General features: G+C 68.6%; 13 protein-coding genes and 1 pseudogene. 3 read left to right on the top strand and 11 right to left on the bottom strand.

The genetic code is table 11. The features are described 5' to 3' along the window. Nucleotides 1-128: HAMP domain-containing protein (locus tag A5699_RS28490; protein ID WP_369806695.1), on the bottom strand; the 128-nt coding region annotated here is incomplete at its 3' end. A 33-nt stretch (nucleotides 129-161) separates the two neighbouring features. On the opposite strand from A5699_RS28490, the pseudogene A5699_RS12745 reads away from it, so the two are divergent. Then, a pseudogene (locus A5699_RS12745) lies at nucleotides 162-944 on the top strand (adenylate/guanylate cyclase domain-containing protein); the annotation flags it as partial. Here A5699_RS12745 and topA read toward each other — a convergent pair. The 3 genes from topA to A5699_RS12730 all read right to left on the bottom strand — a co-directional run bounded on the left by topA (nucleotide 941) and on the right by A5699_RS12730 (nucleotide 4768). After that, the gene (gene topA / locus A5699_RS12740) at nucleotides 941-3769 is read right to left on the bottom strand and encodes a type I DNA topoisomerase (protein WP_067769763.1); all 2829 of its coding nucleotides are present in this window, start codon (nucleotides 3767-3769) and stop codon (nucleotides 941-943) included. The pseudogene A5699_RS12745 and the gene topA overlap by 4 nt on opposite strands. Before the next feature lie 103 nt (nucleotides 3770-3872). Continuing rightward, complete coding sequence (locus tag A5699_RS12735; RefSeq protein WP_067769761.1) at nucleotides 3873-4466, bottom strand: hypothetical protein; 594 nt, start codon at nucleotides 4464-4466, stop codon at nucleotides 3873-3875. A gap of 98 nt (nucleotides 4467-4564) precedes the next feature. Then, nucleotides 4565-4768, bottom strand: coding sequence for a cold-shock protein (locus A5699_RS12730; protein WP_003882601.1), 204 nt, complete (start codon nucleotides 4766-4768; stop codon nucleotides 4565-4567). Nucleotides 4769-5064: 296 nt separating this feature from the next. On the opposite strand from A5699_RS12730, the gene A5699_RS12725 reads away from it, so the two are divergent. Together A5699_RS12725 and A5699_RS12720 are read left to right on the top strand one after the other, a co-directional pair. Then, on the top strand, nucleotides 5065-7419 hold the full coding sequence (locus A5699_RS12725; RefSeq protein WP_067769756.1) for a DEAD/DEAH box helicase: 2355 nt from the start codon (nucleotides 5065-5067) through the stop codon (nucleotides 7417-7419). Nucleotides 7420-7696: 277 nt separating this feature from the next. Continuing rightward, entirely contained in the window at nucleotides 7697-8722 is a 1026-nt protein-coding gene (locus A5699_RS12720) for a PAS domain-containing protein (RefSeq protein WP_067769777.1), read from the top strand. Here the strand turns inward: A5699_RS12720 and A5699_RS29910 are convergent. From A5699_RS29910 to ssd, 7 genes are all read right to left on the bottom strand, one after another. Further along, on the bottom strand, nucleotides 8719-9045 hold the full coding sequence (locus tag A5699_RS29910) for an Rv3654c family TadE-like protein (RefSeq protein ID WP_067769754.1): 327 nt from the start codon (nucleotides 9043-9045) through the stop codon (nucleotides 8719-8721). The genes A5699_RS12720 and A5699_RS29910 overlap by 4 nt on opposite strands. A 16-nt stretch (nucleotides 9046-9061) precedes the next feature. Further along, nucleotides 9062-9313, bottom strand: coding sequence for a TadE family type IV pilus minor pilin (locus A5699_RS29905; protein ID WP_231965701.1), 252 nt, complete (start codon nucleotides 9311-9313; stop codon nucleotides 9062-9064). Nucleotides 9314-9384: 71 nt separating this feature from the next. Beyond that, complete coding sequence (locus tag A5699_RS12705; RefSeq protein WP_067769752.1) at nucleotides 9385-9588, bottom strand: DUF4244 domain-containing protein; 204 nt, start codon at nucleotides 9586-9588, stop codon at nucleotides 9385-9387. Between the two features lie 27 nt (nucleotides 9589-9615). After that, the gene (locus A5699_RS12700) at nucleotides 9616-10197 is read right to left on the bottom strand and encodes a type II secretion system F family protein (RefSeq protein WP_067769751.1); all 582 of its coding nucleotides are present in this window, start codon (nucleotides 10195-10197) and stop codon (nucleotides 9616-9618) included. After that, nucleotides 10194-10979, bottom strand: a complete 786-nt coding sequence (locus A5699_RS12695) for a type II secretion system F family protein (RefSeq protein ID WP_067769750.1) — start codon at nucleotides 10977-10979, stop codon at nucleotides 10194-10196. The genes A5699_RS12700 and A5699_RS12695 overlap by 4 nt, the downstream gene beginning before the upstream one ends. After that, a complete protein-coding gene (locus A5699_RS12690; RefSeq protein WP_067769749.1) occupies nucleotides 10976-12145 on the bottom strand; it encodes a TadA family conjugal transfer-associated ATPase in 1170 nt (389 codons plus the stop codon). Before A5699_RS12690 ends, A5699_RS12695 begins: the two co-directional genes overlap by 4 nt. After that, complete coding sequence (gene ssd, locus A5699_RS12685) at nucleotides 12142-13218, bottom strand: septum site-determining protein Ssd (protein ID WP_067769748.1); 1077 nt, start codon at nucleotides 13216-13218, stop codon at nucleotides 12142-12144. Before ssd ends, A5699_RS12690 begins: the two co-directional genes overlap by 4 nt. Nucleotides 13219-13355: the final 137 nt, after the last annotated feature.

Raw genomic sequence — 13355 nt, 5'->3', positions numbered from 1 at the left:
TCGTTGAACCCGGCCTGCAGCAGGCCCAGCTCACTGGCGTCGTAGATCTGCATGTGCGCGTTGTAGTTGCCGCGCTGTACCTCACCGAGTGCCCAGCGCAGCTGGCGCAGCGGGTCGGCGATCGACATGGCCACCAGCACGGTGCTGGACAGCCCGATCACCAGCGCGGCAACTACAACGCGCACATGCAGATCTACGACGCCAGTGAGCTGGGCCTGCTGCAGGCCGGGTTCAACGACATGGTGCGCGAGCTGGCCGAGCGGCAACGGTTGCGTGACCTCTTCGGACGCTACGTGGGTGAGGACGTGGCCCGCCGCGCCCTGGAACGCGGCACCGAGTTGGGCGGCCAGGAACGCGACGTGGCCGTGTTGTTCGTGGACCTGGTGGGGTCGACGCATCTGGCCTCGACGATTCCGGCGGCCGACGTGGTGAACCTGCTCAACGAGTTCTTCCGCGTCATCGTCGACACCGTCAACCGCCACGGCGGTTTCGTCAACAAGTTCCAGGGTGACGCGGCCCTGGCCATCTTCGGCGCCCCCATCGAGCATCCCGACGCCTCCGGCGGTGCGCTGGCGGCCTCCCGCGAACTGCATGACGAGCTGCTCAGCGTGCTGGGTACCGACATCGAGTTCGGGATCGGGGTCTCGGCCGGACGCGCGATCGCCGGCCATATCGGCGCCCAGGCCCGGTTCGAGTACACCGTGATCGGTGACCCGGTCAACGAGGCCGCCCGGCTCACCGAGCTGGCCAAGCTGGAGGAAGGCCACGTGCTGGCCTCGGCTATCGCGGTCAGCGGCGCACTGGATGCCGAGGCATTGAGCTGGGACGTCGGCGAGATCGTCGAACTGCGTGGCCGCACCGTACCGACGCAGCTGGCCCGCCCGATGAACCTGGTCCTGCCCCGCCACCTGGAACGCGAAGCCGAAAGCGACGTGCCGAGCTAAGCCTTCTTGGCCGCAGCCTTTTTCGCCGGGGCCTTCTTGGCCGCGGTCGTCTTGGCGGCAGCCTTTTTCGCCGGCGCCTTCTTCGCAGCCTTCTTGACCGGCCCGCGGGCCCGGCGGTCGGCCAGCAGCTCCGAGGCCCGCTCATCGGTGATCGAGGCCACGTCATCGCCCTTGCGCAGGCTGGCGTTCGTCTCACCATCGGTGACATAGGGCCCGAACCGGCCGTCCTTGATCACCATCGGCTTGCCCGACGCCGGGTCGGTGCCCAGCTCACGCAGCGGCGGGGCGGCAGCCGCCTGGCGGCCACGACGCTTCGGCTCGGCATAGATCTTCAGCGCCTCGTCGAGGGTGATGGTGAACATCTGTTCCTCGGTGGCCAGCGAGCGAGAGTCGGTGCCGCGCTTGAGGTACGGCCCGTAGCGGCCGTTCTGGGCGGTGATCTCCTCGTTGTTCTCGGGGTCCACACCCACCACGCGCGGCAGTGACAACAGCTTGAGCGCGTCGTCCAGCGTCACGGTCTCCAGATCCATTGTCCGCAAAAGCGATCCGGTGCGTGGCTTGGGCCCGGAGGGCTTCTTGCCCTTCTTGGCCGTCGTCCCCGCATCGGGGTCCTCCGGCGGCTCGGGCAGGATCTCGGTGACGTACGGGCCGAATCGACCGTCCTTGGCGACGATTTCGTGTCCGGTTGCCGGATCGACACCCAGCACCCGGCCCTCTTGCGGTGTGGCGAAAGCCTTTTCGGCCAGCTCGAGGGTCAGTTCGTCGGGGGTCAGCTCGTCCTTGAGGTTCGCCCGCTGCGGCTTCAGCTCGCCCGGATTGTCCGGGTCGGCGATCATCCGCTCCAGGTACGGCCCGTTGCGACCCACCCGGACCACCACCGCGCGGCCTTCGTCGTCATCAAAGAGCTTGATGGAGTTGACTTCTCGCGCGTCGATGCCTTCGAGGTTGCCACCGACGAGGTGCTTGAGCCCACCGGCGCGGGCGATCGAACCCTCGACGCCGTGCTCACCGCCGAAGTAGAAGTTCGACAGCCAGTTGGTGCGCTGTTCCTGGCCGTTGGCGATCTCGTCGAGTTCGTCTTCCATGGCCGCGGTGAAGTCGTAGTCCACCAGCCGGCCGAAGTGCTGTTCCAGTAGGCCGACGACGGCGAAGGCGACCCAGGACGGCACCAGGGCGCTGCCCTTTTTCTGCACGTAGCCGCGGTCCTGGATCGTCTTGATGATCGAGCTGTAGGTCGACGGGCGGCCGATGCCCAGCTCTTCCAGGGCCTTGATCAGCGAAGCCTCGGTGTAGCGGGCCGGCGGGCTGGTCTGGTGGCCGTCGGCGGTCAGATCGGCCGCGTCGACGCGCTGCCCCTGGGTCAGGTTCGGCAGGCGGCTCTCGGCGTCGTCGGACTCACCACCGGCCAGCTCATCGATGCTCTCGACGTAGGCCTTGAGGAAGCCCGGGAACGTGATGGTGCGGCCCGACGCGTTGAAGACGACCTGCTCACCACCAGCAGCGGTGCCGGCGATCCGCAGCGACAGCGTCGTGCCGCGCGCATCGGCCATCTGCGAGGCCACGGTGCGCTGCCAGATCAGCTCGTAGAGCCGGAACTCGTCGGTGTCGAGCTGGGCGTGCAGCTGACCGGGAGTCTGGAACACGTCACCGGCGGGGCGGATGGCTTCGTGCGCCTCCTGGGCGTTCTTGACCTTGCGGGTGTACTGCCGCGGCGACGGATGCACGTATTCGTCGCCGTAGAGCTGACGGGCCTGGTTGCGGGCAGCGTTGATGGCCGACTCCGACAACGTGGTCGAGTCGGTACGCATATAGGTGATGTAGCCGTTCTCGTACAGCCGCTGCGCGATGCTCATGGTGCGCTCGGAGGAGAAGCGCAGCTTGCGGCCGGCCTCCTGCTGCAGCGTCGAGGTCATGAACGGCGCGTAGGGCCGACGCGTGTACGGCTTCTGCTCGACGGAGCTGACCGCCAGCTGCGCCCCGCGCAGCCCGGAAGCCAGGGCCCCGGCGCTGGCCTCGTCGAGCACCAGCACCTCGTCGGGCTTCTTGACCTGGCCCAGCGAGTCGAAATCGCGGCCGGTTGCGACGCGGCGGCCGTCGACGGTGTTGAGCTTGGCGGTGAACTTGGGCGGCGACGCCTCGGGGTCTGAGACGGACGCGTCGAGTTCGGCGCTGACATCCCAGTAGCCGGCGCTGCGGAACGCCATGCGCTCGCGCTCCCGCTGCACGATGATGCGGGTGGCCACCGACTGCACCCGGCCGGCCGACAGCTTCGGCGCCACCTTCTTCCACAGCACGGGCGAAACCTCGTAGCCGTAGAGCCGGTCGAGGATGCGGCGGGTTTCCTGCGCGTCGACCAGGGCGATGTCGAGGTCGCGGGGGCTTTCGGCGGCGGCCCGGATGGCCGGTTCGGTGATCTCATGGAACACCATCCGCTTGACCGGCACCTTGGGTTTGAGCGTCTCCAGCAGGTGCCAGGCGATCGCCTCACCCTCGCGGTCACCGTCCGTCGCGAGGTAGAGCTCGTCGACGCCTTTGAGCAGGTCCTTGAGCTCGGTGACGGTGCTCTTCTTGTCGGGGCTGACGATGTAGAGCGGTTCGAAGTTGTCGTCGACGTTGACCCCGAGGCGGGCCCAGGGTTCGGATTTGTACTTGGCGGGCACGTCGGCGGCATTGCGCGGCAAGTCGCGGATGTGCCCGCGGGAGGACTCGACGACGTAATTGGATCCGAGGTAGCCGGCTATCTTGCGCGCCTTGGTCGGCGACTCGACAATCACGAGTCGCCGGACATTCCCCTTGCTTCCGCTGCCGCCATTATCGCCAGCCAACTGTGCCTACGCTCCACTTCTATAGTTGCCGCGCCACGCCCGGCAACTGACAATTTCGCATTACACGCGAGCCTACGCAAACCGGCTCTCCGCGTGTACACCATTAAATACGCGGCCAGTGCGCCAACGCCGCGGCGTCATCCGGGGGTTCCCCGACGTTCTCTACCAGGCGCGATAGCCGTCGCCGCCCACTGATCCGCAGCGCCGGATGCGACCCTCTGGTCCCGATCAGAGTTGGTGCGATCCCCACCCGCATCATCGCCGCGGCGAGCGGCGCATGCGTATCGGGAGCATGTGGGTCCAGGCCCAGCAGGTAGCGGTCCTCGGCCTCCGGGGTGCCCGCGGCCAGCGTCCAGGCCCGCAATTCACGCGAGCCGGGCAACCACGTCGTGGGCACCGTCTTCACCGCACCGCGGGTCCATTGCCCCGCGATCAGCATCAACTGCGGATCCAGCGCGGTGCGCACCAACGGGTTGTTTTCATCGGTGCGGGAGATCTCCGCAACCAAACCGGCCTCACCCATCATCTCGGCCAGCCCCTCGGCGCGCCACAGATCGTCGACGACGACCGAGATCCGGGCGGCCGCTGCGCCGCCGTTGCCCGCCACGACCACCTGACCCGGACCGGCGAGCACCCCGGTCAGATCGGACGCCGCGGGCGGCACCGACTCGGCCGAGAAGAAGGACAGCTGGCTCACGAATCGACACTAGGCCAGCGTGGCCCGCAAAAACGAGAACACCCCCGCGGTGTCCGGTTCGGACTCACACGGGGGTGCTCACTTTGGGTTTGTGTGCCTCAGATGGCCCGTACACCCGTGGCCTGCGGCCCCTTGGGGCTCTGGCCGACCTCGAACTCAACCTTCTGGTTCTCCTCCAGGGTGCGGAATCCGCTGCCCTGGATTTCCGTGTAGTGGACAAACACGTCGGCCGAGCCGTCCTCCGGAGCAATGAAGCCGAAGCCCTTTTCCGCGTTGAACCACTTCACAGTTCCCTGTGGCATCTTTTGTTCTTTCCTTCTCTTTCAACCGGGTGCGGTCCACCGACTTCCGATGTACCGGGCCCGTTCCGACCGCCATCCTTCGTGGAGTCGCCGGAACTGACCCGACCTACAACCCTCGCAGGAACCGCGATCGCAACGACGATCCTGCGAGTGCGAGTACAAACACAGAAGCTGCGACCGTGATCAGTCAACCATGTTCGGGTCGGCTGCGACAGTCTTGGCGTGCGGCGCGTGGTGAACAATTCGTTTACAAATCCGGGCCGAGGTCGGCGGGGTAGATCGAAGGAGGACGAACAGTGCTGGATCAGGGGTCGGATTTCGGCCGTGAGCTGCTCGCTTGCGCTGTCGAGGGAACCCCGGCCGACGAAGATCCGCTACGCCATGTCGCGGATATCCCCCCGCGGCACGGCAAACCGCGACAGTGGCCGCAATGGGCCCATCCGGAGGTGGTGCGGGCGTTGGGCGAGCGCGGTATCACCGCGCCGTGGTCGCATCAGCTCGAGGCCGCCGAATTGGCCCATGCCGGACGGCATGTCGTGGTGTCCACCGGAACCGCGTCGGGAAAGTCCCTGGCCTACCAGTTACCGATCCTGTCGACCCTGGCTCATGACCGCCGCGCCCGGGTGCTCTACCTGTCCCCGACCAAGGCGCTCGGTCACGATCAGCTGCGCACCGCACAGGAGCTGAGTGAGGCCGTCGCCGCGCTGCGCGACGTGGCGCCCGCCCCGTATGACGGTGACAGCGCGGTCGAGGTGCGCCGGTTCGCCCGGGAACGGTCGCGGTGGATCTTCTCCAACCCGGACATGATCCACCTGTCGCTACTGCGCAACCACGCCCGCTGGGCCGTGTTCCTGCGTCACCTCAAGTTCGTCGTCGTCGACGAATGTCATTACTATCGCGGCATTTTCGGCTCCAACGTGGCCATGGTGCTGCGTCGGCTCTTGCGGTTGTGTGCGCGTTATTCACCCGAAGGCGCAGGCCCCACGGTCATCTTCGCCAGCGCCACCACCGCCTCCCCGGCCGAGACCGCCGCGGAGTTGATCGGCCAGACCGTCGCCGAGGTGACCGAGGACGGTTCACCGCAGGGCGCGCGCACGATCGCGCTGTGGGAGCCTGCGCTGCTCGACGATCTCACCGGCGAGAACGGCGCCCCGGTCCGGCGTTCGGCCGGCGCCGAGGCCGCACGGGTGATGGCGGATCTGATGACCGAAGGGGCGCGAACGTTGACCTTCGTGCGGTCCCGGCGCGGTGCCGAGCTCACCGCGCTGGGCACCCGAGCCCGCTTGGAGGACACCGCACCTGAGCTTGCGGATCTGGTGGCGTCCTACCGCGCCGGTTACCTGGCCGAGGATCGCCGCGAGCTGGAAAACGCCTTGGCCGACGGACGACTGCGGGGCCTGGCGACCACCAACGCGCTGGAGCTCGGCATCGACATCGCCGGGCTGGATGCCGTGGTGCTGGCCGGTTTTCCCGGCACCGTCACCTCCTTCTGGCAGCAGGCCGGACGTTCCGGGCGACGTGGGCAGGGTGCGCTGATCGTGTTGATCGCCCGCGACGATCCGCTGGACACCTACCTCGTGCACCACCCGGCAGCCTTGCTGGACAAGCCGATCGAGCGGGTGGTGATCGACCCGACGAATCCGCATGTGCTCGGTCCGCAATTGCTCTGTGCCGCAGCCGAACTGCCCCTCACCGAGGCCGAGGTCCGGCTGTGGAATGCCGAGGCGGTGGCCGAGACGCTCGTCGACGACGGGCTGTTGCGCAAGCGTCCGGGCGGCTACTTCCCCGCTCCGGGAGTGGATCCGCACCCGGCCGTGGACATCCGCGGCTCCAGCGGCGGGCAGATCGCGATCCTGGAGACCGACACCGGCCGGATGCTGGGCAGCACCGGCGCCGGGCAGGCCCCGGCCTCACTGCATCCCGGTGCGGTGTATCTGCACCAGGGCGAGACGTACGTCGTGGAGTCGCTGTCGTTCGAGGACGGGGTGGCGTTCGTGCATGCCGGCGACCCCGGTTACACCACGTACGCCCGGGAACTCACCGACATCTCGGTCACCGGACCCGGCGAACGCCGAACGTTCGGCCCGGTCACCGTCGGCCTGGTGCCGGTCTCGGTGACCAACACCGTGGTCGGCTACCTGCGCCGGCGGATGGATGGTGAGGTGATCGACTTCGTCGAGCTGGAGATGCCACCGAGCACGCTGGACACCATGGCCGTGATGTGCACGATGACACCGGAGGTATTGCAGGACAACGGGATTGACTCGCTGACGGTGCCGGGAAGCCTGCACGCGGCCGAGCACGCGGCGATCGGCCTGTTGCCGTTGGTGGCCAGCTGCGACCGCGGCGACATCGGCGGAGTCTCGACCGCCGTCGGGCCAGTGGACGGGTTGCCCACCATTTTCGTCTACGACGGGTATCCCGGCGGGGCCGGTTTCGCCGAGCGCGGGTTCCACAATCTGAGTACCTGGTGGGGTGCGACGGCCGAGGCGATCGAGGCTTGCGAGTGTCCGAACGGTTGCCCCTCGTGTGTGCAGTCACCGAAATGCGGCAACGGCAACGATCCCTTGGACAAGGCAGGCGCGGTGCGCGTATTACGTCTGGTGCTCGGCGCGCTGAGTACTTCCTCAGCGATCCCCCGACCGTGTTGACGACCGACCCCTCGACGGCCGACGACACGGATCGACAACTACGTGGCTGCATTCGGCCACGCCGAACACGCAGACGTTGCGACGAACGGTCGGACAACGCGATCCGTTCCCAATCCCGGACGCCGGGCGCAGTGGCAAATTACGTGAACTCACTCATGTTTGCAACCCTCCCGATCACCCGGTCCCCTGCCGTCACCGTGATCCGCAGTCCCCGGGCGCGGAATCCGTCGTCAATTGGCGCGAGGAAGGCGCTCGGCCCACCGGTAAAATGCTGGCCATGACCCACGACTGGCTGCTCGTGGAGACGCTGGGTAGCGAGCCAGTGGTGGTCGCACGAGGTCTACAGACGAAGAACCTCGTCCCAATCAGTGTGTTCTTGCGACGAAATCCGCACCTGATGGCAATTCATAGCGCGATCAGGGAAACCGTGCAGGCCGGACAGGGTTTGACGAGCATCACGACCAAGAACGACCGCGTAATCCGCACCGAGGTGGTGCGGATGTCCGACGGCTGCATCCACGGCGTGCATGTGTGGATCGGGCCGATCGATGCCGACCCGCCACAACGACCGGTCCCGGGTCCGCTGCTGTGGGACCTGACCGCCGGCTTCGCCACCGACACCGCCGAATCTCTGCGTAACAGCGGCATGGATCCGGAAACCGAACCCACCCATCACCGCGCCTTCGCCGACGATCTGCCCGCCAGAGACCTCAACGGCAGTGAGGCCAAGGTGCTGGCGATGACGATCAAACCGGTGGTGGGCAACACCTTGTGCACGACCTGGGATGTCACCGATCATCGCGGGGAACTCATCACCGTGGGCTTCGTGGCCCGGGTGACCAGCGAAGCGCAGGACGACGGCTCCGAGCGCATCGTCTGCCGGGCGATGAACTGGCGCAGCGAACGCGAAACCGCGCTGGTGCGTGAGGACAACTTGGCCCAACGCATCCTCAACGGGCTGGCTCAGCCCGGCGTACACCGGGTCTTGGTCGACCTCGACAACTGGAAGTTGTTGAAATGGCTCGACGAACCCGCCCCGTTCTTCGATTGGCGCAACCACGACGGTGGACCGGCCCGCATCCATCCCATCGATACCCGGCACATGGCGAGGATGACCACCGAATTCAGCAGCGGTATCACCACAGCCGTGCTGCGCATGCGCGCCGAGGACGGCGGCTGGCAGCCGGTGCACATGACGATCAACCGGATCGAGCTCGATGAGGACACCTTCGTCGGCCTGATCGCGCTTCGGCTACCGACCGACGGTGAGGTGGCCGCGGCAGACCTCGACCGGATCGACTAGGCCGCCACAGTCACCGGTCCGGCCCGGGCCGAGGCTCGCGCCGGTCCGAAACCCCAGCGGCCGAGCCGGACCGGCACCGTCACCTCGAGCACCACGTCGAGACCCTCGATGCGGCATCCGGCGATCACCGAACGCATCCGTGCGGCGATCTGGCCGGCCTGCCCGCACGCCGCCTCCGGACCGGAGGCCACGGTGCCGGCAGCACCCAGCGCGGCGAGGTCGGCCGCGGCCTGGGCCCGGTGCCGTGCCGTCACCGCCGCCCCAAGGTAGGCGCCCCCGGCGGCGAACGCGACGACCACCGCGATCATCGCCGCGGCCAGCACCGTGGCCGAGCCCCGCTCACCCGACGCCGGGTTCGGGGACCGCGACCGCCTCGGCGGACACCGTGAACCCCGGTAGCGCCATGGTTGCGCTGACCCGGGCGACCACCATCGGACCGTCGGGGCCGACGTGAATGACCGCGCCGGACGGGGCGATTCGCCGAGCCGCCGCGGTAGCGGTGTCGGTTTCACCCCGGGCCGCCAACCGGGCGGCTTCCCGGGCAGCGTCGATGCAACGGATCTGCATCCCCACCGCGCTGAGGCCGCCCACGCACAACACCAGGACCGCCACCAGTGCCGCGATCGCGAAGGCCGCCTCGACGGTGACCGCGCCCCGGTCATCTAGACGTTGGTGTTCAGGGCCCGACTGATGATGTTGGTCAGGGCACTGACGATCGAATCGCCGGTGACCACCGTGTACAAGATCGCCCCGAACGCGGCGGCGGCAATCGTGCCGATGGCATATTCCACCGTGGACATGCCTGATTCGTCCAGCATCACCAGCGTCGCCCTGGCGTTCATCCGCTGAATCATGTTTCCCTCCATAGACTTTCCTCTCTTTGCCGGACCTGCTCACAACAAACCTGAACCCAGCACGTCACCGGCCAGACCGGCGACCACCGGAATGACACCCAGACACACGAAAGCCGGCAGATAGCACAGCCCCAACGGTCCGGCCACCAGCACCGCGGCGCGTTCGGCCACCGCGTCGGCAGCGGTGGCCGCGTCGTGACGCGACTGCGCGGCCAGCTCGGCCACCCCGTCGGCCAGCGCGCTGCCCGAGGCGGCCGAGCGTCGGGCCAGCCGCAGCAAGGCCTCGACGTTGCTGTCCCGAGGCGACGTGTCATTGCTTGGCGCCCAGGCCCGTTCCGGGTCGGCGCCGAGGGCCAACAGCTCGGCCGCCCGGTGCAACACCGGTGCCAGAGTCGGCGGTGCCGACGCGGTGGCCGCGGCTGCCGCGGTCGAGACCGCCATCCCGGCAGACAGACACGCGGCAAGAAGATCGAATGTCGAGGCGGCGGCCAGCGGATCATCGGCCGGACTCGGCTGCCGACCTCGAGAAGGCGCCGGGGCCGGTGCCGCCCGAGCGCGTACCCGGGCCGGATCGGCACCGATCAGCAGTGCTGCGGCGAGAAGCAATGCGGCCCAGATCATTTCAAGGCCCGATCGGTGATCCGGTCTGACCACGTCAGGCCGGCGCAGGCCAGCAACACTCCGATGCCCAGCAGCCAACCGCCGATACCGGGACCGCACAGGAACGCCAACGGCCTCGCACCGATCAACTGACCGAGGACCAGCCCCGCCACCGGCAACCCGGCGAGGACCGCCGCCGTCGTCCGAGGACCTGCCATGGCGGCCTGGACATGCGACGAAAAGCGCTCACGCTCGACGATGTCGCGTTGCGCCGTGCGCATGAGGGCGGCGATCGACAGGCCATATGCGTGGGCCAGGCGCCAACACGCAGCGAGCCGGTACCAGTGCATCGGCAGCCGCGAGCTTGCCGCGGCATCCTCCAATCCGGCCGCCACGTCGGCGCCCAGTCGCGCTCTGGCGGCAACCGCACTCAAGCCCTGACGCACCGGCCCGGTCGCCTCGGCGGCCGCGGTGTCGAAGGCATTGACCGGATGGACACCGGTGCGTAGCTCGCCGACCAACACGTCCAGGGCAGCCTGGAGCGCAGCCGATTCCTCGTGTCGTCGCCGCCGAGTGAACGCACGCCTGCGACGCACCGTCACCGTGGTGGCGACAGCTACCACGGCCAGCGCTGCCGGAAACGAAACCAGCACCGCCACAACCACTCCCAGCACCGTCACCATCAATTCCACCGGCGTACGACGCCGCTGCGGGACACGGCTGCGCCGTAACACGGCCGCACGGCGAGTAGTGACCGGCCAGAGTAAAAGTGCGGCCGCCAATGCCAGGGCGCTGATCGTCATGAGCACATCCGCTGTTGGAGCAACGCGTTGAGCGCGTCCGCGCCACACCCCCACCCGCTGTCGGCATGCCACGCCGTCATCACCTCGAGGTCGTGCCGCCCAGCCCGGTGCAATACCGCGATCTCGGCGAGCCGGCGACGCCCGTTCCGGCCCCGACCCACGTGCAGCAGCACCTGCACGGCGGCGGCCAGCTGGCTGATCAGTGCGGCGCGGTCCAGCCCGCCGAGCGCACCGAGTGCCTCCAGCCGCGCCGGCACCTCGGCCGGGTTGTTGGCGTGGACCGTGCCCGCACCGCCGTCGTGGCCCGTGTTGAGTGCGGCGAGCAAGTCCACCACCTCTGCCCCGCGCACCTCACCCACGACGATTCGGTCCGGACGCATCCGCAGCGCCTGGCGCACCAGATCCCGCACGGTCACCTCGCCGACGCCCTCGACGTTGGCGGCACGCGCCACGAGCTTGACCAAATGCGGATGCTGCGGAGCCAATTCGGCGGCGTCCTCGACACACACGATGCGTTCACAGGCGTCGACGGCGCCGAGTGCAGCAGCCAGCAAGGTGGTCTTGCCGCATCCGGTTCCTCCGGAGATGAGGAACGCCAGCCTGGCCCGGATGATGGCCCGCAGCAGGTCTGTCACCTCCGGCGGAATCGCCCCAGACCGGGTGAGGCTGTCGAGGTTCTGGGTGGCCGGGCGCAACACCCGCAGCGACAGGCAGGTGCCCGCGGACGCGACCGGGGGCAGCACCGCGTGCAGGCGCACGGTGAACGGGCCGATACCGGTGAGTTGACCGTCTACCCACGGCTGCGCCTCGTCGAGCCGACGCCCGGCCAGCAGTGCCAGGCGCTGCGCCAGCCGGCGGACTGCGCCCTCGTCGGTGAAACACACTGTGCTGCGGTGCAATCCATTGCCGTCGTCCACCCAGACCGCATCAGGTGCGGTCACCAGCACATCGGTGGTCGTCGGTGCACACAGCAGCGGCTCCAGAAGCCCGGCGCCGGTCAACTCGGTTTCCAGCAGCCGCAGATTGCTCAGTACCTCGGTGTCGCCGAGCAGGCCGCCGGACTCGGCCCGGATCGCCGCGGCCACCACGCCCGGGCTCAGCGCGCCCCGCGACGACGTCTCGGTGACCAGCCGTTCGCGCACCCGGTCGATCAGTGAGGAGCTCATGCCGCCTCCTGTGCCGGGTGCCGGGCCAGGACCGCGAGCACCCGACGAGCCGCCGATCCCAGCGGTGACCGAGGCCGCACGCGTAATCCGCCGCGCTCCAACGCCTCGGCGAGACCGGACTGCGGACGCATCGCAGCCAGCAACGGCAGGTCTACGATTCGGGCCACCTCGGCTGCGCGCAGGCCGCCGGGCGACGGGCCACGGACCACCACGCCCGCGTTTGGGTTGCAGGCCAGCAGCCAGGGGCGGGCGGCGGCCGCCGCGGTACACGAGCGCACGTCGGCCGGTGTCACCACCACGACGAGATCAACGGCATCCAACGCGGTCTCGGCCGCTGCGGTGGCGCGCCGGGGCACGTCGCAGACGACGGTGACGCCGCCGCGGCACCCGGCGTCGATGACCGCGCCCAGCGGCCCGGCTTCGATCTCGACTCCCGAACGCCCGCTGGCGAGCACGCTGACCCCGTCCCGGCGCGGCAGCGCGTCACGCAGCGCCGGGAATCCCAACCGGCCACCCTGCAACGCCAGGTCCGGCCACCGCAGCCCGGCCAGATCCTCGCTGCCGGCCACCAGGTCGATGCCGCCACTCCACGGGTCGGCCTCGACCAGCAGCGCTTCGGGCGCCGATTGCGCCAGCGCCACCGCGAACACCGAAGCGCCGGCGCCTCCTCGAGCACCCAGCACCGCCACGGCCGGACCTCGGCCGTCGTCGCGGCACGCGGCCTCGGACAGTGCCGCGACCAGATCGGCCTCTTGGGCCGGCAGGGTCACCAGTTGTTGCGCACCGACCGCGATCGCGGCCTGCCAATCTTCCGGTTGTGGTTCAGTCCGGCCGACGATGACGACCCGGGCGCGGCGAGGCAGTGCGCGTGCTGCACAACGCAGCGCGGCCGCGGCGTCGAGCAGTATCGCGGCGGCGGCCATCCAGGCCTTGCGTCCGGAAGGTTCGTCGACGAGGACCAGACCCACGCCCGCCGCGGCGGCCACCCGGGACACGTCTTCGCGTAGAAGCGGATCGCCGATGAGCGCCAGCACGGTGCCCGGTGGGCTGGTCGGGGTCTTCGAGGTGGCCATGCCCCAAGCCTGGGGGCAACCACGGCCTGGGCACCATCGCCAATTCGCCGATTGTGGATGAACTGGACGCTGTGGATGAATCGCGGTCCGCGTACGTACCGGCAACCACGCACTGAAAATACGGTTCCGCAACTACG

It is taken from the genome of Mycobacterium sp. E802, from assembly GCF_001666875.1.
Lineage (GTDB): Bacteria > Actinomycetota > Actinomycetes > Mycobacteriales > Mycobacteriaceae > Mycobacterium.
The sequence above is the reverse complement of the archived record's forward strand: the minus strand, read 5'-3'. Positions and strand labels throughout refer to the sequence as shown.

Coding starts and splice junctions, on each gene's coding strand:
- A5699_RS12730 (WP_003882601.1), bottom strand. CDS start 4,768: ATGCCACAGGGAACTGTGAAGTGGTTCAACGCGGAAAAGGGCTTCGGC.
- A5699_RS12720 (WP_067769777.1), top strand. CDS start 7,697: ATGACCCACGACTGGCTGCTCGTGGAGACGCTGGGTAGCGAGCCAGTG.
- A5699_RS12705 (WP_067769752.1), bottom strand. CDS start 9,588: ATGGAGGGAAACATGATTCAGCGGATGAACGCCAGGGCGACGCTGGTG.
- A5699_RS12700 (WP_067769751.1), bottom strand. CDS start 10,197: ATGATCTGGGCCGCATTGCTTCTCGCCGCAGCACTGCTGATCGGTGCC.
- A5699_RS12695 (WP_067769750.1), bottom strand. CDS start 10,979: ATGACGATCAGCGCCCTGGCATTGGCGGCCGCACTTTTACTCTGGCCG.
- A5699_RS12690 (WP_067769749.1), bottom strand. CDS start 12,145: ATGAGCTCCTCACTGATCGACCGGGTGCGCGAACGGCTGGTCACCGAG.
- ssd (WP_067769748.1), bottom strand. CDS start 13,218: ATGGCCACCTCGAAGACCCCGACCAGCCCACCGGGCACCGTGCTGGCG.